Origin of the sequence: Arthrobacter sp. BL-252-APC-1A, from assembly GCF_009696625.1 — a bacterium.
In the GTDB taxonomy this organism is placed as follows: domain Bacteria; phylum Actinomycetota; class Actinomycetes; order Actinomycetales; family Micrococcaceae; genus Arthrobacter_B.
In genome coordinates, this window is record NZ_VULS01000002.1 from 435,750 (window position 1) to 458,328 (window position 22,579).

Below are 22,579 nucleotides of genomic sequence, written 5' to 3' on the forward strand. Positions count from 1 at the left end.
TGATCCCGGCCTATTCGGCGCCGGGTGCCTTGCTGACTACCTCACCGTTGCGGCGGCGGGTACGGCTCCGGTTCCGGCGGGGACGGTCGGACTTGGCAGATTCGCCGGCTGCGGCGGGTGCTTCAGCTGCCTTCTCCGGGCTGCGGCCTGAGCCGTCGCGTGAACCCTCGCGGGAGCCGCGGGCGCGGTCGGAGCTGCGTCCGCGGTCGGAGGACCGGCCGCCGGAGCGCTGGCCCGAATCGGAGCGGGGAGCGCGGCGTCCGCCGGACTTGCCGGTCTCGCCGAGGTCTTCCAGCTTCTCAGCATCGATGCCGGCCAGCACACGCTTGTTGCGCGGCAGGCGGCCCTTGGTGCCTTCGGGAATGTCGAGGTCGGTGTACAGGTGGGGAGAGGAGGAGTACGTCTCCACCGGCTCCGCCTGGTCCATGCCCAGGGCCTTGTTGATCAGGCCCCAGCGGGGAACACCGTCCCAGTCCACGAACGTGACGGCCGTTCCCTTGTTGCCGGCGCGGCCGGTGCGGCCCACACGGTGCAGATAGGTCTTTTCGTCCTCGGGGCACTGGTAGTTGATCACGTGCGTGACGTCGTCGACGTCGATGCCGCGGGCGGCGACGTCGGTGGCAACCAGCACGTCGACCTTCTCGTTGCGGAAGGCACGCATGGCCTGCTCACGGGCGCCCTGGCCCAGATCGCCGTGGATGGCGGCGGCAGCGAAGCCGCGGTCCACCAGTTCCTCGGAGAGCTTGGCGGCGGTGCGCTTGGTCTTGGTGAAGATGATGGTGCGGCCGCGGCCGCGGGACTGCAGGATACGAGCCACGACCTCGCTCTTGTCCAGGTTATGCGCCCGGTAGACAACCTGGCGGATGTCCTTCTTGGTCAGGCCTTCATCTTCGGGATCAGCTGCACGGATGTGCGTCGGCTTGGTCATGTAGCGGCGGGCCATGGCGACGACGGGGCCGGGCATGGTCGCGGAGAAGAGCAGCGTCTGGCGGGTTGCAGGGGTGGCTGCCATCAGGGTCTCGACGTCGGGGAGGAAGCCGAGGTCCAGCATCTCGTCCGCTTCGTCGAGCACCACAATGCGCACGTTCTTCAGCGACAGCTGGCGGCGGTTGTGCAGGTCGATCAGGCGCCCGGGGGTGCCGACGACGATTTCAACGCCCGCCTCGAGCGCTTCGATCTGCGGTTCGTAGGCACGGCCGCCGTAGATGGTGACGATGCGCGCGCCGCGGCGGCGTGCCGCCGTCGTGAGGTCGCTGGCCACCTGGACCGCGAGCTCACGGGTGGGGACTACGATCAGGGCCTGCGGGGCGCCCGGCGCGGGCAGGGCGTTATAACCCTCATCGGCGGGGACCACTACGCGCTGGAGCGCGGGAATGCCGAAACCGAGCGTCTTGCCGGTGCCGGTCTTGGCCTGCCCGATGATGTCGTGGCCGCCCAGGGCAACCGGAAGCGTCATCGACTGGATGGGGAAGGGGTGGGTGATGCCGGCCTCTGCCAGGGATTCCACGATCTCGCTGCGGACACCGAAATCGGCGAACGTCAGTTCGGGAATCTCGGCAGCTGCTTCCGTGGTGGCGATGGTCTCGGTGACATCGAGTTCTTCATTGCTGTCATCAGCGGTCAGCGACGCATCGCTGACCTGGGAAAGTTCAGTGTTCAATTACATACCGTTCAGTTAGGCATTCTGCGCTGCCGCGCTCGACGAGGGGGCATAGGGCCCATCCCGGAGCGGTGGCACGCAGGTGATGCGTCCAGCGGAAGCCGATCGCGGGCTAACAACTGCTGGCCACTCCAACTGCATTCGGCAAAGGCAGCGGCCGGAAAATATCAAGATCGCGTAGGTACTGCGGGTCTCACAACCGGGTTGGTTAGTGTCTCCAACCGGCATTTCAAGAAGGTTTCAAGAAGTGGGAACGACCGGGCATCCATTTACTACCATTCCAGTCTACCCGGTACAGCCCCGCGGACCCGCATTTGGCTTCCCAGCGCGTTAGCCTCCGCGCCCCCGCCCCGGCGGCGGTGTGCGCCCACACAGGCAGAAGGGCCATGACAGAGTTTGAAGCCGCAGGGGGGTGGAAGTGGATTGCGACCCGCGACACACCGGTACGCTGGGCACATGAGCGAGAACAACTCGGCTTCAGCGCCGGCTGACATCGAAGCGCCCGGTACGCCGGAGGCCTACCGGCAGTTTTTGGCGGATCTCCTGGGCGTCATTGCCTATGGGGAGCTCTCCGCCTTCGAACGGATGTCTTCCGACGCCCGGTTTTCTCCGACCCTGCGGGACAGGGCGGCACTGGGCCGGCTGGCGGTGCGCGAATACAACCACTTTGAACGGGTCACGGCCTACCTTGAGTCCATGGGCGTGAATGCGGAGGACGCAATGGCGCCGTTCCAGCAGTCCGTAGATGCCTTCCACGACCGCACCCGGCCGGGGGACTGGTACGAATCACTCATGAAGTTCTACGTCACGGACGCGATCTCCGACGACTTCTATGCTGCGCTGGGATCATTGCTCGATCCCGCTGCTTCCAGCCTGATTGCGTCCTTGAAAACCGAAGGCGAAGCGCCGGTGGATGTGCTCTTCGTCCGGCTGCAGGAGTCCCTGAAGGATGATCCGCGGCTGGCATCGCGCCTGGCGCTGTGGGGCCGCCGGCTGGTCGGGGAAGCCCTGACCCAGGCCCAGCGCGTAGTGATTGAGCGGGCCCTGCCCCAGGGGTTGGACGGTTTCCTCAGCCGTGAGGAATTCGATGTACAGATCCGGGACCTGTTCAGCCAGCTCACCCGCAACCATTCACGCCGTATGTCCCTGCTGGGCCTCACCGCCTGACCAAATCCCGGCACAGCGGAATAGTGCCGGGTCCGTGCGATCAGTGCCCGCCGGCTGTAGCGTTTACGGCAGGCCGCAAGGCCGCCCCGCACGGACATAAACCGTGAACGGGGCATGGGCGTTTCGTTGGGGAGCAGTATGGGATCGGAATCACCAGGCGCCGTGCGCAGGGTACTTGGAGCGGCAGCGGTAGCAGCAGCAGTTGCCGCAGCGGCGACGGGCTGCGGAGCCGGCCCGGCGCCTCAGCCGCCGCCCGCTGCGGCGCCGGCTGTGCCTCCCATGGATGCCCCTTTTGAGCCAGCCAACGCCGAGGGAGGGAAAACCCCGCCTCCTCAGGGCGTTCCCGCCCAGGCCTGGGCCGCCCTGGAGAACTTCCTGGACGTGCGCACGGCCGCCGGTGCGCCGCTGCCGGAACCCGCGGCAGATCCTGACTGCTCCCTGCCCGGTCCGGGCTGCACCTGGGATTTCGGAGCGGAGACACTCGTCTGGTCAGCCGGCACCGGACCACGGGCACTGCGGGCGGAGATCTACGAGCGCTGGAAATCTTCAGTGCGTTCCCTTGGGTGGCCGGTAACTTCCGAGTACCTCTTCGGCGGGGACTACAGAACGGACTTCGAAAAAGGATCGCTGATCTACGTCCCGCGGCTGGGCCGGATCATGGACTGGAACCCGGCGGTAGAGAAAGCAGCAGTAGTTATTGGGGACTCTCAGGCCGGGCACGACACCTGGGTGGGCAAGGGCCTTGCGTCCCTGGGATACACACCGGTCATCCTTGGTGCCGGCGGCACAGGCTACACGCAGGGCAACGGGACGGTGGACAATTATCCGTCCGCGCTGGAAACCGAGCAGTGGCTCATGCCCTGGGGCGATCCCGCGCTGGTTGTCCTGCAGGGCGGCGGCAACGACGCATATGGAGCTGACAACACGCAGATCCGGCAGAACGCACTGCAGCTCATCCGGGAAGTGAAGCGGACCTATCCCCGGTCCCGCATTGTGGTGGTGGGGGTTATCGGTGACGGCACCGGGCGGAGGGCAGAAATAGACGCCCTGCTCGGCCGTGTGGCGGCAGAGCAGGGGCTGGATTTCCTGAGCCCCAGGAACTGGTGGAAACGGTATTCGCTGACTTCAAAACTGGCAGACGGGCTGCATCTGAGCCAGGCGGGCCACACCGCTGCGGCACCGGTTTTCGCCCGGGAACTGGGAGCCATCCTGAAGCAGGGCGGGGACTAGAGCTTGAGGATCCGTTCGAGCTCATCTTTGTCGCGCGCCGTGCGCCGGGCACCTGCGGCCAGTGCTGCCGTGACGGCCGCGGCCGGCCCGGCAAGGACAGGTATGGCCCAGGAGAGCCAGTAAAAGGACGGGCTGGTCACTACCGGAGTGAACTGCAGGATGATCCAGGCAAAAAGCCCTGCTGCCAGGGATATCCCCGGCAGCAGGAGGATGCCGTACGCACGCCGTCGCGGATCAGCACCCCAGACGATGAAACCTGCCGCTGCCGTTCCGGCGGCGGCGAGCATCAGTTCGCCCATGGTTTGCGGCTAGAGAGCGCCGAACCCGACGCGGCGGACTTCCTCGGCACCGATTTCCACGTAGCCGATCACGCCTGCGGGAACAATGATGAGCCGTCCCTTTTCGTCCTTGAGGCGCAGTTCCTTCGAGCCGTTGATTGCTTCGGCGACGGTGTCGGCGACCTGGTCCGCGCTCTGCCCGGACTCGAACACGATCTCGCGTCCGACGTTCTGGATACCGATCTTTACTTCCACCGTGGTGCCTCCTGTGTAAACGAACTCAAGTGAAACGAATCTACTCTAGATTTCCTTGGGGAAGCGGCTGATTCCGCGCCAAGCTAAACGGTAGACCAGCTCGGAAGCTGCATCTATGTCCAGGTCCCCGTCTGTTTCGAGCCAGTACCGTGCGCTGACCTGCGCCATTCCGGCCAGGGCCCGCCCCAGCAGTGTTGCCTCGATGTGGGAGAGCTTTGTGTCCTCAGCGATGACGTCCGCAATGTCGCTGGCGAAGCGGGCATTGAACGCCTCGATGCGTGAGCTGACCTCGTCGTCGCTGGTCAGGTCGGACTCAAAGACCAGCCGGTGGCCCTGGCTGTCCTGCGCCACGAATCGGAAATAGGCCCGCATGGTTTCCCGGACACGGAGCTTGTTGTCAGTGGTGGAGGTAAGCGCAGTCTGGAGGAACTGCGTGAGCGTTCCAAGATGGTCATCCAGCAGTGCCAGATAAAGCTCGCGCTTGCCCGGGAAGTGCTGGTAGAGCACCGGCTTGCTGACCTGGGCCGTGTCGGCGATTTCGTCCATTGCCGCACCGTGGAATCCGCGGCTGACAAAAACTTCCTGCGCCGCCCGCATCAGCTGCCGGCGCCGTTCTTCCCGGGGGAGCCGGGTGGACTTGCCGGCGGGCTGATTGCTCACGTGTAAAGGGACCTCTTTCGAATATTCCCGGACAGACCCGGGTTATGGGACAACAGTTTACCCGTGGGTAACCCTGTGGGAAGCGAACCTGAACGGCGGGGCCCGTACGGGGCTCGAATGGCGCTGTGCAAGGGCTTAGATTGGATCCCATGAGCATTGACCAGGCCGCGGCCCTGCCGCCTCTTACCGAGCCGGCGACCGAGCTGGACCGGGAGGAGAAGGAACGGTATTCCCGGCACCTGATCCTCCCGGGCTTCGGGGCGGAGGCGCAGCTGCGGCTGAAGAACGCCCGGGTCCTGGTAATTGGTGCCGGAGGGCTGGGCTCCCCGGCACTGCTGTACCTCGCCGCAGCCGGAGTCGGCACCCTCGGTATCGTCGATGACGACACCGTGGACACCTCTAACCTCCAGCGGCAGGTGATCCACTCAATGAACGACGTCGGTGCTTCCAAGGCGCGCTCCGCCCGGGACAGTGTGCTCGCCCTGAACCCGCTGGTGAACGTCCAGCTGCACGAGGTCCGGCTTGATGCCGGGAACGCCCTGGAGATTTTCTCCGGTTACGATCTCATCCTGGATGGAACGGACAACTTCGCCACACGCTATCTGGTCAACGACGCCGCGGAGATCCTCGGCAAGCCGTACGTGTGGGGCTCCATCCTGCGGTTCGACGGGCAGGTGAGCGTCTTCTGGGGAAAGCACGGTCCCACGTACCGCGACCTGTACCCGGAGCCGCCGGCGCCGGGATCGGTACCGTCCTGCGCCGAAGGCGGCGTGCTGGGTGTGTTGTGTGCACAAATAGGTTCGGTCATGGTCAACGAGGCCATCAAACTCATCACCGGCACCGGGCGCCCCCTCCTGGGCAGGCTGCTCGTCTTCAACGCCGCAGACATGACCTGGCGGGAAGTGGGGCTGCAGCGTGATCCGGACCGTGGGGCGGTCAGTGAACTCACCGATTACGAGGCGTTCTGCGGACTGGGTGCGGTGCCGGATACGCAGCAGGTTCCGGGCATCAGCGTCACCGAACTGGCCGGCCTTCTGGCCGGACGTGCTGCCGGGGAACTGGATTTTGACCTGCTGGATGTGCGCGAACCGGGTGAATACCAAATTGTGAACATCGACGGAGCCCGCCTGGTTCCGCGGGCACGCATTCTGGCGGGGGAAAAACTGCCGGAGGTAGGACGCACTGTCTACGTTTACTGCAAGTCCGGGGGGAGGTCAGCGGAGGTGACAAGCTTCCTGCGTGCCGCCGGGTACGGCAGCGCCTTCAACGTAGAGGGCGGAATCCTGGACTGGGTGCGCAGCGTGGAACCGGAGAAACCGGCCTACTAGCACTGCGGGACAAACGCTCCAGGGGAGCAGCAGATCGTTAGGCGGACCGGGCGGTATCTGTTGATCCGTCGTCGTGCTTTTCCCGGGGCTGGTCCACGGTAATGCCGTAAATGGCTTCCAGGCCGCGGATGTAGTCATCCTGCTGGCCGCTGGCAGCCAGTTCCCGGGCACGGACGGCGGGGACGTGGAGCAGGGCCTTGACCATGCGCCGCATGGCGAATTCGACTTCCTGGCCGGCACCGGTGCAGCCGTGCTGTGCGCGGACCTTTTCAAGTTCCTTGTCCAGGACGCCGAGGGTGTGCTTCCGCAGTGCCACGATGGCTGAGTCCAGCTCACGGCTGAGCTGCGCTTCGGAGAACGCCTGGGCAGCGTCGGTGACAATCCGGTTGGCCTGCTGCAGGGATTCGGCCTGCTCCGCAGGGGCTGCCAGACGGACGGACTCCAGCGTGATCACGTCAACGCCGTCGAGCTCCCGGACTGCCGGGTCGAAGTCGTGGGTCAACGCCAAGTCGATGATGACCAGGGGTTTGCCGGAACCGTTGCGTACCCGGCGGATGTCCTCGGCACTGACCTGGTTCTCGGAACCCGAGCAGCCAATGACGACGTCGGCGCGGGCAACCGCTTCGCCCAGGGACTCCCGGTCCAGTGCCGTGCCGCCGCGGGACGCGGTGAAGGACTCAGCACGCCCGGAGGAGGAGTAGACCGAGATGTCGGTGCAGCCGCGTTCCTTGAGCAGGGCCATGGTGGCTCCCGCATAGGCGCCAGTGCCGAAAACGACGACGGCTTTGTTCCGCCAGTCAGTGTCAACGGAAAGATCAGTGGCCAGCTCAAGCGCCACGGACACGATTGAAAGGCCGCGCTTGCCCAGGGCAGTGAGGGCGCCGACGTCCTTTGCCGTTCGTGAGGCGGTCTGGAACAGGCGCGTCAGGGTGCCGCTGGCAGTTCCCTTTTCCTGTGCCTCAATAAGTGCGCGGCGCACCTGCCCGGCAATTTCGCGTTCCCCGACGACGGCGGAGTCAAGTCCTGCGCCGACGGCGAACAGGTGCTTGGCGACGTCCTGGCCGGTGTTGGTGGTGAAGGACCGGGAGACGAGGTCTTCATCCAGTCCGGAGTGCCGGCTGATCTCGGCAACGGCCGCAGAACGGGCTGCTTCCAGGTCTGCCTCCGAGCGGGCTTCGCAGTAAACCTCGAAGCGGTTGCACGTGGCCAGAACCACGGCGCCGGCCACGGCGGGGCCGTTTTCCAGCAGGGAGGAAGGGACCTTGGGCGCGCCGGCACTAAGCCGGGCAACGGTTTCCAGGTCTACGTCAGAGTGTGTCGCAATGAGGGATAAGAGAACCACAGTGGCTTAATACTAGCCACCCGTTGCTCAATCGGTGTCATTGGCGACGCTCGTCACGGGTGATCTCGGACGCAATCAGCGGCTGGACTCCGCTTCCATCTGCCCGACGAGCCCCGGTTATCCTTTGGCAGTTTTTTTGGAGAGAATCAGAATATGACTCTCAGCGCCTCTCATCCGCTCATGGATGGCCGCACGGCCGATTCCCCGCTTATTGCTGCCTACCGCGGCAAGACCCCGTCCCGGCGTCCGGTCTGGTTCATGCGCCAGGCAGGCCGGTCCCTGCCGGAATACCGGAAGGTCCGGGAGGGGATTGGCATGCTCGATTCGTGCCTGCAGCCTGAACTCGCGTCCGAGATAACCCTTCAGCCGGTCCGCCGTCATGATGTTGATGCCGGCATTTTCTTCTCCGACATTGTCATTCCGCTCAAGCTGGCCGGAGTGGACGTGGACATCGTTCCGGGAGTGGGGCCGGTCCTGGGCGCTCCGGTGCGCACCGCCGCCGACGTCGCAGCCCTGCCCGAACTCACGGACGAGGCGCTCGAACCCATCCGCGAAGCCGTCCGGCTCACGGTGGACCAGCTGGGCTCGACGCCGCTGATCGGCTTTGCCGGCGCACCCTTCACGCTTGCCGCGTACATGGTCGAAGGCAAGCCCTCGCGGGACCACCTCGGTCCGCGGACCATGATGCACGCCGATCCCGAAACCTGGCAGGCACTCACAAACTGGGCCGCTGATGCCTCCGGCAAGTTCCTCCGTGCCCAGCTGGAAGCGGGAGCCAGCGCAGGCCAGCTCTTTGATTCATGGGCCGGTTCGCTGGGTCTGGCCGACTACACCTCCAAGGTGGCCCCGGCCTCCGCCCGGGCACTTGAGCACGTCCGCGGACTGGGCGCCCCGCTGATCCATTTCGGCACCGGCACCTCCGAACTGCTTGCTGCCATGCGGGACGTGGGAGTCGACGTCGTCGGTGTTGACTACCGGCTGCCGCTCGACGAAGCCAACCGCCGCCTGGGCGGAAGCGTCCCGTTGCAGGGCAATATTGATCCCGCGCTGCTCGAGGCGCCGTGGCCGGTGCTGGAAGCCCACGTCCGTCAGGTCCTGGAAGCGGGTTCGGCTGCGCCGGGCCACGTGGTGAACCTCGGACACGGCGTTCCTCCGGAGACTAACCCCGAAGTGCTGACCCGGGTGGTGGAGCTCATCCACTCCGTGGAGCCGTAGCCATGCCCGCTTCGCGCAGCAATCCCGGCCAGCCGGCGTCCGAAGGCACGCGTCCCGCGGCAGTGGTGGTGGGCGGCGGCATTTCCGGACTCATCGCCGCCCGTGACCTCGCCCGTGAGGGTTTTGAGGTGACGGTGCTGGAAGCAGCCGATGCCTTCGGCGGCTGCGTCGGCACCCATACCGTGGCCGGTCTGCAGCTGGACAGCGGGGCGGAGTCCTACGCAAGCCGCTCACCTGCCGTTCCCGGCCTCCTGGCGGAGCTTGGCCTGCAGGAGAAGATTGTGCAGCCGAATCCTGACGGAGCATGGCTCCAGCTGGGCGGAGCGGATCTGGCTGCCGCCGCCCAGCGCATGCCGCAGACCGGACTGCTGGGCATCCCCGCCGATCCGTGCGCTGAGGAAATCGCGCGTGCCATCGGCCGGACCGGCGTAGCCCGGGCATCCCTGGACCGGCTGCTCCCGGTTGCACCCCTGCTGCGCCGTGAACAGGTCAGCCTTGGCGAAGTGGTGCGCTCGCGGATGGGGGACGCCGTCCTCAAACGCCTGGTGACTCCTGTAGTTGGCGGGGTCTACTCCGCGGACCCCGACGTACTGGACGCAGATTCAGTGGCTCCCGGTCTCCGCAAAGCCATGGCCGAGCACGGATCACTGGGTGCCGCGGTCGGAGCCATGCGGAAGGCGGCCCCAGCCGGATCCACCGTCGCCTCCCTCCGGGGTGGCATGGGCACCCTGACCCGCGCGCTGACCGAGGACCTTGCTGCCCGTGGCGTGCACCTGTACGCCGGCACCCCGGTGACCGGGATCGAGCGCACAGGCACTGGTTTCCGGGTGAGCGCGGCAGGCACCGCCTATGCGGCTGCCGCGCTGGTCGTGGCAGCAGACGGACCGTCGGCCGTTGACCTGCTGGCGCCGTGCGTGCCCGAACTCGAGGAGTACCGCCCGGGCCCGGGCCCCGGCGTCGCGCTTGTCACCCTGGTGGTCGACAAACCCGAACTTGATGCCGCGCCGCGGGGGACCGGTGTGCTGGTATCCCGGGATGCCGAAGCCGTGCAGGCCAAGGCGCTGACCCACGCTACTGCCAAGTGGCAGTGGCTGGCCGATTCCACCGGTCCCGGAACGCACGTGCTGCGGCTGTCTTACGGCCGCGGGCTCGGGCCCGGACAGGAGGCGGACGCAACTGCCCTCCGCCCGGACGGGGAACTCTTCGAAGCGGCTCTGGCGGATGCGTCTGCGCTGCTTCAGGTGCCGCTCGAAAAGGCGGACGTCATCGGCTGGGACGTGGTCCGCTGGATTGGCGCGCTGCCGTCCGCGACCGTGGGCCACGCTGACCGGGTGGCTGCCGTGCGTGCTGCAATTGCAGAGGTGCACGGACTCGAAGTGGTGGGCGCCTGGCTTGCAGGCACCGGCCTGGCCGCAGTGACTGCGGACACAAGGTACCGGACCGAGCACCTTGCCGAAGCCGTAAAATCATAAAAATGTTCTACGCTTTGTAGAAGTTCCGTATTCGCCTAAGCCTGCCGGAAGCGGCAGACTGTAAGTCATGAGTGAGTCCATGGGTCAGAACGCACCAGCCGAAGCCGAAACACAAGAACAGTTCTTCACACTTTGGACCGTTTTCAAGCGGTCAGATCTTCCCCGTGAAACCAGCGACGGTGCCCTGGGCGCCTTCGAGGAACTGGTGGGCAGCTTCGCTGCCGAAAATGTAACCCTCCGCGGCATCTACGACGTTTCCGGCATGCGTGCCGATGCAGACATCATGATCTGGCTGCACGGCGGAAAGGCTGAAGCCCTGCAGGCTGCCCTGCGGCAGGTGCGGCGCTCCGAGCTCTTCGCCGGCACCGAGATTGCCTGGTCCGCCATGGGCGTGCACCGTGACGCCGAGTTCTCCAAGAACCACTGGCCCTCCTTCGCCCGCGGCATCGATCCCGAATCCTGGATCTGCGTATACCCGTTCGTCCGCTCCTACGAGTGGTACCTGCTGCCAGCCGAAGAGCGGGGCGCCATGCTCCGCGACCACGGGATGCTGGGCCGGGAATTCCCGCAGGTCCTTGCAAACACCGTCGCCTCGTTCGCCCTGAACGACTGGGAGTGGATCCTGGGCCTTGAAGCCCCCAACCTGGTGGACCTCGTGGACATGATGCGCCACCTGCGTTCCACTGAAGCGCGCAACCACGTGCGTGAAGAAACCCCCTTCTACACCGGCCGGCGCATCAGCGCTGCCGAAGTTTCCGAGGTGCTCCGATGACTTCACACTCCTCCGAATCCACCTTCAACCCGCTGGAAGGCGTCAGCGAGGACGGCGTGATGGCTCCCGCAGAATACGATGCCATCCTGCTCGCTTCCTTCGGCGGCCCCGAAGGCCAGGAAGACGTTATCCCCTTCCTGCGCAACGTGACGCGCGGACGCGGGATCCCCGATGAACGGCTCGAGGAAGTCGCCACCCACTACCGGGCCAACGGCGGCATCAGCCCCATCAACGAGCAGAACCGCGCGCTCAAGGCAGCTCTTGAAGCTGAGCTGGACCGCCGCGGGATCAAACTGCCCGTGCTGTGGGGCAACCGCAACTGGGATCCCTACATCAAGGATGTCCTCCAGGACGCGTACGACGCCGGTTACCGCCGCCTGCTGATGGTCACCACCAGCGTCTACTCCTGCTACTCCTCCTGCCGCCAGTACCGCGAAGACCTGGGCATCAACCTGGTTGAGACCGGGCTGGACAAGAAGCTGCAGGTGGACAAGGTCCGGCAGTACTTCGACCACCCGGGCTTCGTGGAGCCCTTCGTCGAAGGCGTCCGGGAGTCCCTGGCCAGGGTCCGGGAACAGCTGGCGGAAGCCGGGAAGGAAAACGGGAAGATCGAAATCCTGTTCTCCACCCACTCCATTCCCACCGCCGATGCGGAAGCGTCCGGCCCGCGCGACGTTGAGTTCGAAGAAGGCAGCGCCTACGTTGCCCAGCACCTGGCCAATGCGCGGGCCATCATGGACCGCGTTCCCGAGGCCGCCGGCCTGGACTGGCAGCTGGTGTACCAGTCCCGCTCCGGTGCCCCGCACATTCCGTGGCTGGAGCCTGACATCAACGACGCCATCGCCGAGCTGCCCGCCAAGGGCGTGGACGGCGTCGTCATTGTTCCGCTGGGCTTTGTCAGCGACCACATGGAAGTCATCTGGGACCTGGACACCGAGGCCATGGAGACCTGCACCGAGCTGGGCCTGGCCGCCCACCGTGCCCCCACCCCCGGGATCCACGAGAAGTTCGTTTCCGGACTGGTGGACCTGCTGTGCGAGCGCACGGTTGAAAACCACATTGCCGAGCGTCCAGCACTCACCAAGCTGGGACCCTGGTACGACGTTTGCCGTCCCGGGTGCTGCGCGAACCTGCGCGGTGAAAAGCCCACCATTGCAGGGGCGGATTCAACAGTAGGTGTGCAGTAGTGGCACATTCGCCGGTGCTGATCGGCACCCGCGGCTCAGCGCTGGCGGTCACCCAGACCACCACCGTTGCGAACACGCTGGCCGAACTTGGCGGTTTCGACGTTGACCTTGTGCGCGTCCGGACCGAGGGCGACGTGAACCGTGCCGCCCTGTCACAGATCGGCGGAACCGGGGTGTTCGTAGCCGCGCTCCGCGAATCCCTGCTGGCAGGGGACTGCGACGTCGCCGTGCACTCGCTCAAAGACCTGCCCACCGCCGAGGCTGGCGGGCTGACCATCGGCGCCATCCCTGCCAGGGTGGATGTCCGGGACGCGCTCTGCGCGCGGGACTCGCTGACCCTGGCGCAGCTGCCTGCCGGTGCAAAGGTTGGGACGGGCTCGCCGCGGCGGGCTGCCCAGCTTCGCGCTGCCCGGCCGGATCTTGAAATCGTGGATATCCGCGGCAACGTGGACACCCGCCTTGCCCGCGTTGCCGGGCTGGTGGACGGCGGCCCGGGAGACCTCGACGCCGTCGTGCTGGCCGCTGCAGGCCTGAGCCGGCTGGGACGCCTGGACATGGTTTCGGAGTTCCTGGACCCAGCCGTCATGCTGCCTGCCCCCGGACAGGGTGCGCTGGCAGTTGAATGCCGTACCTCCGACGCAGCCGAGGGACCGCTTAGCCGTGCCCTGGCCGCCTATGACGACACCGCCAGCCGGCTCGCCGTGACTGCCGAGCGTGCGCTGCTGCAGCGGCTGGAGGCCGGCTGCACGGCGCCGATCGGTGCGCTGGCCCGGGTCACTGAACAGGGCCTGGCCCTGGAAGCAGTGGTCTGCAGTGACGACGGAACCCGGATCCTCCGGCGGTATTCCTCCACGATGCAGGTGGACGAAGACGGTGCACGGGCCCTCGGGATCCGCATGGCGGAAGACCTCCTGGCGGCCGGCGCAGCGGATCTGACCGAGCTGGCATCCTAAGCGGCCGCGCCTAGATGACCGGAGGAAGCAGCAGGGAGAACCGGGCCGCAGGCGGGTCCGGCGGTTCCCTGTCCGGAGCTGACGTGGTGCTGCTGCGCAGTCCCGGCCGCGCAGGCCCCATGACCCGCGAACTTCGTTCCCGGGGAGCGCGGGTACATCTGATGCCCCTGATCGACTTCCAGCGGCCGGCGGACACCGAACCGGTTTCCGCCGGCCTGCGCAGGCTTGGTGCAGGGGACTTCACCTGGATTATCTTTACGTCCGCTACGACCGTCGGGGCTCTCTCCCTCGCTGCGGAGGACCTCGGCGGAACCCTGCCCGGCCTGTGCTCCGGCACGCGGGTGGCAGCCGTCGGCAAGGGAACGGCCCGTGCACTCGAAGCGGCCGGCATCTCAACGGACCTGCTTCCCGGCGCGGACCAGTCAGCACGCGGGCTCGCCGCGGCATGGCCGGCGTCGGAAGACGGAGCGAACCGGGTTTTCCTGCCGCAGGCGAACATAGCCGATCCGTTCCTGCGGACCGCGCTGGCGGCCTTCGGCTGGGACGTCTGCACCGTTGCCGCATACGAGACGGTGGACTATCCGGCTCCGGAAGACCGCCGAATCAGCGCCGAGCCGGAGGGCGACCAGGAACTGCTTTCCCCGTCCCGGTACCGTGCCGGCGCAGCGTTCCCGCACGCCGTCGTCGTAACCTCTCCCAGCACCGCCCGGCGGTTCGTCCGCGATGCACTGGTGCCCGGAACCGCCGTGCTCGCAGCCATCGGTGATCCCACGGCCGCCGAACTGCGCGGGCTGGGCCATCCGGCGGCCGCCACGGCAGAGCACCCCACTCCCGCCGGAATCGCCCGTGCCGTGGAAGCGGCGCTGGCAACCATAGATTTCCCACACCCTCACCCGGAAGGCAGAGAACAGCCATGAGCTTCCCCCAGCACCGCCCCCGCCGGCTGCGGACCACACCGGCCATGCGGCGGATGACCGCCGAATACCGCCTCGATCCGGCCGAACTCGTGCTGCCGGCCTTCATCCGCGAAGGCATCACGGAACCGAACCCCATCACCTCGATGCCCGGCGTCGTGCAGCACACCACACAGACGCTCAAACGCGCCGCTGCTGAAGCCGTGGAGCTCGGCGTCGGCGGCATCATGCTCTTCGGCATCCCCGCTGAGCGAGATGCCGAAGGCAGCGCCGGAACCGATCCCGAAGGCGTGCTGAACAAGGCAATCGCTGACGTGCGTGCTGAAGTCGGCGACGACCTGGTGATCATGAGCGACGTCTGCCTGGACGAATTCACCGACCACGGCCACTGCGGTGTGCTCGATTCAAACGGCGTGGTGGACAACGACACCACTCTTGAAATCTACGGCCGCATGGCAGTGGAGCAGGCCCGTGCCGGAGCGCACGTCCTCGGCCCGTCCGGCATGATGGACGGCCAGGTCGCCGTGATCCGCCAGGCCCTTGACCAGGCAGGGTTCCAGGACGTCTCAGTCATTGCCTACGCCGCAAAGTACGCGTCGGCGTTCTACGGTCCGTTCCGTGAGGCAGTGGACTCCCAGCTCAAGGGAGACCGGCGAACCTACCAGATGGACGCAGCCAACCGCCGCGAAGCACTCCTGGAGGTCGAGCTCGACCTCGAAGAGGGCGCAGACATGGTCATGGTCAAGCCGGCCATGAGCTACCTGGACATCCTCGCGGACGTCGCGGCGATGTCCCCGGTTCCGGTAGCGGCTTACCAGATCTCCGGCGAATACGCGATGATCGAAGCTGCGGCCGCGAACGGCTGGATCGACCGCCGCCGCGCCATCGAAGAATCCGTCCTCGGCATCAAGCGTGCCGGTGCCAACATCATTCTCACGTACTGGGCTGCCGAGCTGGCCGCCTGGCTGAAGGAAAGCAAGTAATGACCCAGACGACCTCCTCCGAAGAGCTCTTTGACCGCGCCCGTGCCCTGATGCCCGGCGGCGTGAACTCACCCGTGCGCGCCTTCGGCTCGGTGGGCGGCACCCCGCGCTTCCTGGTTTCCGCCAAGGGCCCGTACGTCACCGACTCCGAGGGCCGCGAATATGTGGACCTGGTTTGCTCCTGGGGCCCGGCGCTGGTGGGCCACTCCCACCCCGACGTCCTGGCCGCCGTGCATGCCGCAGTTGACCGCGGACTGTCCTTTGGCGCTTCCACTCCGGCAGAGGCCGAGCTGGCAGCCCTGGTGATGGACCGGGTCAAGCCGGTTGAGCGCCTGCGCATGGTGTCCACCGGCACCGAAGCCACCATGACAGCCGTGCGCCTGGCCCGGGGATTCACCGGCAGGAACCTGGTTATCAAGTTCGCCGGCTGCTACCACGGCCACCTGGATTCCCTGCTCGCATCCGCCGGTTCCGGCGTCGCGACCCTGGCGCTGCCCGGCTCCGCCGGCGTTACCGAGGCCACTGCAGCGGAGACGCTGGTGCTGCCCTACAACGACGTCGCTGCCGTGGAAGCAGCGTTCGCCGAGCACGGCGCGAACATCGCTGCTGTCATCACCGAGGCGGCCCCCGCGAATATGGGTGTTGTTTCCCCTGCTGAGGGCTTCAACGCCGCGTTGTCCCGAATCACCACGGCCCACGGCGCCCTGCTCATCCTTGACGAAGTCCTCACCGGCTTCCGCACCTCCCCTGCGGGCTACTGGGGTCTGACCGGCCAGAAGGAAGGCTGGGCTCCGGACCTGTACACCTTCGGCAAGGTCATTGGCGGCGGCATGCCCGTAGCTGCCCTGGGCGGCCGCGCCGAGGTCATGGACTACCTGGCACCAATCGGCCCGGTCTACCAGGCCGGCACCCTGTCCGGTAACCCGATCGCCATGGCTGCCGGCGTAGCAACGCTGACGGCCGCCACCGCCGACGTCTATGCGAACATCGACGCACGCTCGGCCCAGCTGTCCCAGGCTGTCTCCGATGCGCTCTCCGCAGAAGGCGTGAACCACAGCGTCCAGCGTGCCGGAAACCTGTTCAGCATCGCGTTCGGCACTGCCGGGAACGGGGTACACAACTACGCTGACGCCCTGGCCCAGGAAGCATTCCGCTTCAAGCCGTTCTTCCACTCGATGCTTGACTCCGGCGTCTACCTGCCGCCGTCGGTCTTCGAAGCCTGGTTCCTTTCGGGCGCACACGATGACGCCGCGATGGACCGGATACTGGCGGCCCTGCCGGCAGCAGCGAAGGCTGCGGCTGCCGCCCAGCCGTAGCGCCCTCCCGCGTCGAGATGACAGAAACTGCCCGTATCAGCACTGATACGGGCAGTTTCTGCTATCTCGGTGAAGTGCCTAGCCCAGGATGTCCCGGCGGTTCAGCGCCCACACCGCCAGCCCCGTGAAAAGAATGCAGGCAGCGGCGAGCAGTCCCAGACCGGGTAAGTCGAAGCCATCCGCCAGAGGGTCGTTCCGGTAGGCCCAGGAATAAGGCGAGAAGTTCCGCAGCCAGTCCAGGTCCGAGTTCTGGTTCGCCAGCGCGTTCATGACGTAACCCGCTGCAGCCACCCCTGCGGCGGTACCCAAGGCCACGGTTCGGCGGCCGGTGAGGGCACCTGCTGCCATCGCGATGCTGCCGGACAGATAACCCAGTCCAAGCCACGCTGCCTCCACTGCCGCCACGTTTGCGGCGTCCAGGCCAAGCTCAGAGGGGCCGCCGAGGGCAAGCACCACTACCGCCGTCGCCACAGCGAACCAGAGGAGCCTCACCAGGATCCCCAGCGCTGACTCCACGGCATACCGGACCCTGCCGACGCCATGGGAAAGGACCAACTCCAGCCGCCCGGATTCTTCGGCGCCTGCTATTGCCGTGCTTCCCCAGGAAACCGCAGCCGCAGTGATGAGGACGAACCCCAGCAGCCCGAAGAACGTTGCCTGGACGTACCCCGGACCGGAGAGGATGTCCTCGTAGCCCAGGGCATTCACCAGCTCGGCAGGAAGCGAGCTGATCAGGCTGCGCATCTCGGCGCCGTTCATGGAGGGGTAGAGCGGCAGGTAGAGCAGCAGCACGGCGGCAAGGGCCGCGGTCCAGATGAGGGTCGAGCGCCATGAATCGATGACCGCCCTGCGGAAGACCGGCAGCGGTTTAGGTGTGGAGATCATCGGCGGGCTCATTCCGGGCCCTTTCGAATGTCCCCGGCAGCGGCGTCGGGCCCGCCGTACAGCTGCAGCACTGATTCCTCGAGGTCAGGTTCTTCCACCGCAAGGTCCAGTATCCGGTGCCGTGCGAGCACCCTGATGAAGGCGTCAACCCCGCCGTCCAGCGTGCCCCGGACACGGGCAGTTCCATCCTGCCACGTGACGGTTCCCTGCAGTCCCGCAGCAGCGAGTTCGTCTTCCAGCACCGGGCCGGCCCCGCCAGCGGCTGCCAGCGAAGCCCTTACATGACGCAGTCGGTTTAGGCGCAGGGAGGCTACGTCCCCCTGCGCCACCACTTTGCCCAGCGAGAGGACGGCAACCTGGTCAGCGCTTTGCTGGATTTCGCTGAGGACGTGGGAGCTGAGCAGGACGGTGCGGCCTGCAGCGCGTGCCTCGGCGAGCATTTCCAGGAACTCGCGCTGGACCAGCGGATCGAGTCCGCTGGTGGGCTCGTCAAGGACCAACAGGTCCGGGTCATGCATAAAGGCCTGCACCAGGCCCAGCTTCTGCCGGTTGCCCTTGGACAGGGTTCGAACCGGCCGGGAAAGGTCCAGACCCAGCCGCTCAGCGAGTGTTTCAACGCGTCCGGCAGGAACCGGTGAGCTGATCTGCGCGAAGTGTTCCAGCAGTGTCCGGCCCCGCGCCCGGCCGTTGAGCCGGAGGTCTCCGGGAACGTAGCCGATTCGGCGGCGCAGGGCGGGTCCGCCGGACCGTGGCGGAACCCCCAGGACGAGGGCCTGGCCCGACGACGGCCGGATGATGTCCAGCAGCATCCGCAGGGTTGTGGTCTTGCCGGAACCGTTGGGGCCGATCAGCCCGAAGACACATCCAGGCTGGACACTCAGGTCCAGTGAATCCACGGCCGTGCGGGACCCGTAGCGCTTAGTCAGCGCCCGGGTTTCTATGACCGGCGGCATTCGGCACCTCCCACTCGGCAGTGGACATTATGCTAGCTCCGCTCCGGGCCGGTTGAACTCCCGAGATAGCAGAAACTGCCCGTATCCGGGATGGATACGGGCAGTTTCTGCTATTTCGATGAAGCGGCGAACCGGGCTTAGAACGCCGGGGTCACGTCACCGTTGGGCCACTTCTCCTCGATGAAGGACTTCACCTCGGGGGAGTGGAGGAGCTCTTCGAGCTTGTCGATCCGGGCGTCCTTGCTGCCGGCCTTCCAAGCCAGCAGGTTGGCGTACGGATTGTTGTCGAGGGACTCCACCAGCAGGGCGTCCTCCGTCTTCAAACCGGCGTCGAGGATGTAGTTGCCGTTGATGATTGCAAGATCCACGGTGGGATCGGAGAGATCGTTGACCAGCAGTTCAGCCTGGTTCTCGACGAAATCCAGGTTCTTCGGGTTCTGCTCGTCGTTCAGCGAGATCACGGAAGCGTCCGCGGGGACATCCTTGAGCAGGCCGGCGTCCTCAAGCAGGGCAAGGGCCCGGGCCTGGTTGGACGGATCATTGGTGATGGCTACGCGGGCACCTTCTTCGACGTCGGAGATGTCCTGGTGCTTTTTGCTGAAGACCGCGTAGGGCTCAATGTGGATGCCCTCCCCGCGCTCAAAGTCGTAACCGCGTTCCTCGATCTGTGCGTCCAGGTAGGCGCTGTGCTGGAAGTAGTTGGCGTCGATTGAGCCGTCATCCAGGGAGATATTCGGGGTCACATAGTCATCGAACGGAACAACTTCGAGTTCCAGCCCGGCATCTGCGGCGAGGTTGTCGGCCACGTATTCCAGGATGACAGCGTGCGGCTGCGGGCTGGCGCCCACAGTCAAGGTGACCGGATTGGCAGGATCGAGGCTCTCCACAGCGCTGGAGGAGGATTCAGAACCCCCGCAAGCCGTCAGCGCCAGAGCCGCGGCCACGCCGGTGGCCACGAGTGAAAATGCTTTCCGCATTGGATGCGTTTCCTTTCGAAGGTCCGGCCCGGGAACCCCGGGCCGGCTGTTGTGCAGCTAGCGGCTACTGGCTGCAGGCTCCGGCGGGTGCGCAGACACCCGCCGGAAAAACTGGGGTGCGCAGAATCAGACCCGGGTCCGCGCGTCGTCCGTTGCCGGGGCTTCCGCTGCCGGAGCATCCGCGGCCGGGACAACGGGTGCCGCTGCCCGCGAAGGACGCCGGCGACGCCGCGTGGTGCCCGCTGCTGAACGGTGGTCCACGCGGCGGGCGGCAAAGTCTCCCGCGAGCTGGATGATCTGGACGATCGCAACGATGATGACGATCGTGACGACCATAACGGCCGTGTCGAAGCGCTGGACGCCGTAGTTGTAGGCCAGCCGCCCCAGGCCTCCGCCGCCGATGATGCCCGCCATGGCTGAGTAGCCCACGAGGGTTACCAGGGTGGTGGTCAGGGCTGCGACCAGTCCGGGAAGGGCCTCCGGCATCAGAACCTTGCGGATAACCTGCATCCGGGTGGAACCCATGACCAGGGCAGCATCGATCTTCCCGCCTGCCACATCACGCAGAGAGGTCTCCACCAGGCGTGCGAAGAAGGGAATGGTGCCGATGCTCAGGGGCACGCATGCAGCCAGCGGGCCGATCGAGGAACCGGTGACCAGACGGGAGAACGGAATTAGGATCACCATCAGGATTGCGAACGGAATTGAACGCGTGATGTTCACAATGATGTCCGAGAGGATCCGGTTGGTAACCGGCATGGGCCGCAGGCCACCGGGTGCGGAGGTGTGCAGGAAGATTCCCAGGGGCAGGCCGATGAGGAGCGTGAAGAAACCGGATACACCAACCATCAGCAGCGTGTCGGCCACGGCCTCGGGCAGTGCCTTGGTGATGCCGGGATTGTTCGCAAGTTCTTCGAACAGGTTCATGCTGCCACCTCCACAGAAACGCCCTGGCCGGCCAGATAGTCCTTCACCGCGTCCATATCCGTCCGTTCGTCGAGCTGCACCCGCAGCCTGCCGAACCGTTCACCGGCGAGAGTCTCAACGCTGCCGGCAAGGACATTGACGTCCGTGTCAAAGCGCCGGGTCAGTCCGGAAAGCACTGGCTCGGTTGCATGTTCGCCAACCATGAGCAGCTCCACCACGGGGCCTCCGGGCACGGGAGGAGTTGCGGGAAGGGGAATCAGCGCCTTGGCCAGACGGCCGCCAAGGTGGGAAGCGACTTCCTGCAGCGGGCCGTGTTCCACGACCCGTCCGGCCTCGAGCAGCGAGACCGAGTCGCAAATCCGCTTCACTACGTTCATCTCGTGCGTAATGATCAGCACGGTCAGTTCCAGCCGTTTGGTCAGCTCGGAAATCAGGTCCAGGATTTCATCCGTTGTCCGCGGGTCCAGTGCAGAAGTTGGTTCATCGCAGAGCAGCACGTCCGGCTGTGCCGCCAGGGCGCGGGCTATGCCGACCCGCTGCTTCTGGCCGCCGGAGAGCTGGGCCGGGTAAGCACCGGCGAAGTCCTGCAGGCCTACGAGCGAAAGCAGCTCGGCAACCCGGGCCTCGGTGTCCTTCCGGCTGGTGCCGACAAGCTCCAGCGGGTGCGCGATGTTGGCTGCCGCCGTGCGTGAATCCATGAGGTTCGCGTGCTGGAACACCATGCCGATGCGGCGGCGTGCCAGCCGGATTTCGGAATCCTTGACGTTGGTCAGTTCCCGTCCGTCGATGGTCACGGTCCCCGACGTTGGGCGGTCCAGCAGCGTCAGGCAGCGCACCAGGGTCGACTTTCCGGCACCGGAATGGCCGATGATGCCGTGGATCGATCCTTTGGGCACGCTCATGCTGACCCCGTCCAGGGCCACCACGTCACGGGAGCCTTGGCGGTATACCTTGCGCAGGTCAGTAACTGTGATCATTCATCCTCAATGTCTGCGTACTTCGTAGGAGGTCGTGCAGGGGGAAAACAGCCCGGAGGAAGGGACGCCAACGGCCCGGCTGTGTGGGAAGTGCCTGCCAATCGCGTGACACGGGGCGCGTACGGCCGCGCCCGGGCGCCATCAGCGCCTGACACTGTCTTAAGTATGTCAATGCTACGCGGGCGGAGGTCCCATGCCGAAATCCGGAATGTGGGGAAGGAACCTGCTGTGCGGGGGATTCCGGGGTATGGACGTGCTGCCTGGGACGTTTGCTAGCTGGGGGAGAATTCCATCACCAGCTGGCCACCGTCCTCCTCCGCCAGCACAGGAACTTCCAATGCCGGTACAGGGACTTCCGGCACCGGAACAGCAACAGCGGCGGCAGGGACGGCGGAGGCCGACAATGCAGCAGGAACGGAAACAGCGAACGGTGCGGGCTTGAGCGGCCAGGTGCCGTCGATGACGGACTCCGGATCGCGGCGGCGCAGGTAGGCCTGGAAACTCGCTGCCTGTTCTGCCGCCCACTGAACCTGCAGGGAGTGCAGCACCGCTGCTTCCTGTGCCATGACGGGGAAGGCATTCGCCACCGCGGCTCCGACGCTGAGGGTTGCCAGCACGTCTGCGGCAGAGGTGTGCGCGTTCTCGAAAGCCACCCCGTAGTGCTCTGCCATGGCGGTCAGGGTGCGCTTTCCGCGGCGGAAGCGGTCTGCCTGCTTATCCATGATGTAGGGATCGATAACAGGATGCGGCACCGGAGCCGTGAGCCCGTGGCGTTCGGCTTCGCGCGCCAGGACAGTGAAGTCGTAGGCGGCATTGAACGCCAGCACCGGGATGCCGGCGGCAAAGGTGTCCGCCAGGACTGCGCTGATCTGGCGGACTGCTTCGGCAGCGCTGATTCCGTCGCGGCGGGCCGTTTCGGTGCTCACTCCGTGGATCGCTGCTGCTTCGGCGGGGATTTCGACGCCGGGGTCAACCAGCCATTCATGGTGGGCCATGATGCTCCCACTGCCGTCCACCAGGATGATGGATGCGGTGACAATACGTGCCTGCTGGGGATCCCGTCCCGTGGTTTCCAGGTCGAAGGATGCTCGGGGAAGTTCGTGCCAGCTCAACATGTATTCAAACCTA

General features: G+C 65.9%; 22 protein-coding genes. 11 read left to right on the top strand and 11 right to left on the bottom strand.

Annotated features, from left to right (window positions below; translation table 11 throughout):
* Window positions 1–10 precede the first annotated feature (10 nt).
* Window positions 11–1,660: a DEAD/DEAH box helicase gene (locus FYJ28_RS04840; RefSeq protein WP_154578434.1), complete on the bottom strand. Its 1,650-nt coding sequence runs from the start codon at window positions 1,658–1,660 to the stop codon at window positions 11–13.
* 456 nt (window positions 1,661–2,116) lie between these two features.
* On the opposite strand from FYJ28_RS04840, the gene FYJ28_RS04845 reads away from it, so the two are divergent.
* A complete protein-coding gene (locus FYJ28_RS04845; protein WP_082413269.1) occupies window positions 2,117–2,827 on the top strand; it encodes a ferritin-like fold-containing protein in 711 nt (236 codons plus the stop codon).
* A gap of 138 nt (window positions 2,828–2,965) precedes the next feature.
* Entirely contained in the window at window positions 2,966–4,057 is a 1,092-nt protein-coding gene (locus tag FYJ28_RS04850) for a GDSL-type esterase/lipase family protein (RefSeq protein ID WP_195840597.1), read from the top strand.
* On the opposite strand, the gene FYJ28_RS04855 is transcribed toward FYJ28_RS04850, so the two are convergent.
* The 3 genes from FYJ28_RS04855 to FYJ28_RS04865 are packed head-to-tail and all read right to left on the bottom strand — an operon-like array spanning window position 4,054 to window position 5,250.
* On the bottom strand, window positions 4,054–4,356 hold the full coding sequence (locus FYJ28_RS04855; RefSeq protein ID WP_154578436.1) for a hypothetical protein: 303 nt from the start codon (window positions 4,354–4,356) through the stop codon (window positions 4,054–4,056). The two genes, FYJ28_RS04850 and FYJ28_RS04855, sit on opposite strands and share 4 nt — an antisense overlap.
* A 9-nt stretch (window positions 4,357–4,365) precedes the next feature.
* Window positions 4,366–4,590, bottom strand: a complete 225-nt coding sequence (locus tag FYJ28_RS04860; RefSeq protein ID WP_055239493.1) for a DUF3107 domain-containing protein — start codon at window positions 4,588–4,590, stop codon at window positions 4,366–4,368.
* Window positions 4,591–4,635: 45 nt separating this feature from the next.
* Window positions 4,636–5,250, bottom strand: a complete 615-nt coding sequence (locus tag FYJ28_RS04865; RefSeq protein ID WP_326831511.1) for a TetR/AcrR family transcriptional regulator — start codon at window positions 5,248–5,250, stop codon at window positions 4,636–4,638.
* Window positions 5,251–5,399: 149 nt separating this feature from the next.
* Here FYJ28_RS04865 and moeB point away from each other — a divergent pair, with 149 nt between their 5' ends.
* Window positions 5,400–6,578, top strand: a complete 1,179-nt coding sequence (moeB, locus tag FYJ28_RS04870; protein ID WP_154578437.1) for a molybdopterin-synthase adenylyltransferase MoeB — start codon at window positions 5,400–5,402, stop codon at window positions 6,576–6,578.
* Between the two features lie 37 nt (window positions 6,579–6,615).
* On the opposite strand, the gene FYJ28_RS04875 is transcribed toward moeB, so the two are convergent.
* Window positions 6,616–7,920 (bottom strand): glutamyl-tRNA reductase, encoded by a 1,305-nt coding sequence (locus tag FYJ28_RS04875; RefSeq protein WP_326831512.1) that lies wholly within the window; start codon window positions 7,918–7,920, stop codon window positions 6,616–6,618.
* A 153-nt stretch (window positions 7,921–8,073) separates the two neighbouring features.
* Between FYJ28_RS04875 and hemE the strand changes: the two genes are divergently transcribed.
* From hemE to hemL, 8 genes are all read left to right on the top strand, one after another.
* Window positions 8,074–9,135 (top strand): uroporphyrinogen decarboxylase, encoded by a 1,062-nt coding sequence (gene hemE, locus FYJ28_RS04880; protein ID WP_055239497.1) that lies wholly within the window; start codon window positions 8,074–8,076, stop codon window positions 9,133–9,135.
* Between the two features lie 2 nt (window positions 9,136–9,137).
* Entirely contained in the window at window positions 9,138–10,607 is a 1,470-nt protein-coding gene (gene hemG / locus FYJ28_RS04885; protein ID WP_154578438.1) for a protoporphyrinogen oxidase, read from the top strand.
* Between the two features lie 67 nt (window positions 10,608–10,674).
* A complete protein-coding gene (gene hemQ / locus FYJ28_RS04890; protein WP_154578439.1) occupies window positions 10,675–11,379 on the top strand; it encodes a hydrogen peroxide-dependent heme synthase in 705 nt (234 codons plus the stop codon).
* Window positions 11,376–12,566, top strand: a complete 1,191-nt coding sequence (locus FYJ28_RS04895; RefSeq protein ID WP_055239500.1) for a ferrochelatase — start codon at window positions 11,376–11,378, stop codon at window positions 12,564–12,566. Before hemQ ends, FYJ28_RS04895 begins: the two co-directional genes overlap by 4 nt.
* Window positions 12,566–13,519: a hydroxymethylbilane synthase gene (gene hemC, locus FYJ28_RS04900; RefSeq protein ID WP_326831513.1), complete on the top strand. Its 954-nt coding sequence runs from the start codon at window positions 12,566–12,568 to the stop codon at window positions 13,517–13,519. The genes FYJ28_RS04895 and hemC overlap by 1 nt, the downstream gene beginning before the upstream one ends.
* A 14-nt stretch (window positions 13,520–13,533) precedes the next feature.
* Window positions 13,534–14,436 (top strand): uroporphyrinogen-III synthase, encoded by a 903-nt coding sequence (locus tag FYJ28_RS04905; RefSeq protein ID WP_154578440.1) that lies wholly within the window; start codon window positions 13,534–13,536, stop codon window positions 14,434–14,436.
* The gene (gene hemB, locus FYJ28_RS04910) at window positions 14,433–15,416 is read left to right on the top strand and encodes a porphobilinogen synthase (RefSeq protein ID WP_154578441.1); all 984 of its coding nucleotides are present in this window, start codon (window positions 14,433–14,435) and stop codon (window positions 15,414–15,416) included. The genes FYJ28_RS04905 and hemB overlap by 4 nt, the downstream gene beginning before the upstream one ends.
* Window positions 15,416–16,732, top strand: coding sequence for a glutamate-1-semialdehyde 2,1-aminomutase (gene hemL / locus FYJ28_RS04915; protein WP_154578442.1), 1,317 nt, complete (start codon window positions 15,416–15,418; stop codon window positions 16,730–16,732). The genes hemB and hemL overlap by 1 nt, the downstream gene beginning before the upstream one ends.
* A gap of 78 nt (window positions 16,733–16,810) precedes the next feature.
* On the opposite strand, the gene FYJ28_RS04920 is transcribed toward hemL, so the two are convergent.
* The 6 genes from FYJ28_RS04920 to FYJ28_RS04945 all read right to left on the bottom strand — a co-directional run bounded on the left by FYJ28_RS04920 (window position 16,811) and on the right by FYJ28_RS04945 (window position 22,566).
* A complete protein-coding gene (locus FYJ28_RS04920; protein WP_154578443.1) occupies window positions 16,811–17,617 on the bottom strand; it encodes an ABC transporter permease subunit in 807 nt (268 codons plus the stop codon).
* An 8-nt stretch (window positions 17,618–17,625) separates the two neighbouring features.
* Window positions 17,626–18,570 carry an ABC transporter ATP-binding protein gene (locus tag FYJ28_RS04925; RefSeq protein ID WP_154578444.1) on the bottom strand — a complete coding sequence of 315 codons (945 nt, stop codon included), beginning with the start codon at window positions 18,568–18,570 and terminating at the stop codon, window positions 17,626–17,628.
* Between the two features lie 137 nt (window positions 18,571–18,707).
* Window positions 18,708–19,547 (bottom strand): MetQ/NlpA family ABC transporter substrate-binding protein, encoded by an 840-nt coding sequence (locus FYJ28_RS04930; RefSeq protein WP_154578445.1) that lies wholly within the window; start codon window positions 19,545–19,547, stop codon window positions 18,708–18,710.
* 126 nt (window positions 19,548–19,673) lie between these two features.
* Window positions 19,674–20,474 carry a methionine ABC transporter permease gene (locus FYJ28_RS04935; protein WP_154578446.1) on the bottom strand — a complete coding sequence of 267 codons (801 nt, stop codon included), beginning with the start codon at window positions 20,472–20,474 and terminating at the stop codon, window positions 19,674–19,676.
* Window positions 20,471–21,451, bottom strand: a complete 981-nt coding sequence (locus tag FYJ28_RS04940; RefSeq protein WP_154578447.1) for a methionine ABC transporter ATP-binding protein — start codon at window positions 21,449–21,451, stop codon at window positions 20,471–20,473. Before FYJ28_RS04940 ends, FYJ28_RS04935 begins: the two co-directional genes overlap by 4 nt.
* 272 nt (window positions 21,452–21,723) lie before the next feature.
* Complete coding sequence (locus FYJ28_RS04945; RefSeq protein ID WP_154578448.1) at window positions 21,724–22,566, bottom strand: 3'-5' exonuclease; 843 nt, start codon at window positions 22,564–22,566, stop codon at window positions 21,724–21,726.
* Window positions 22,567–22,579: the final 13 nt, after the last annotated feature.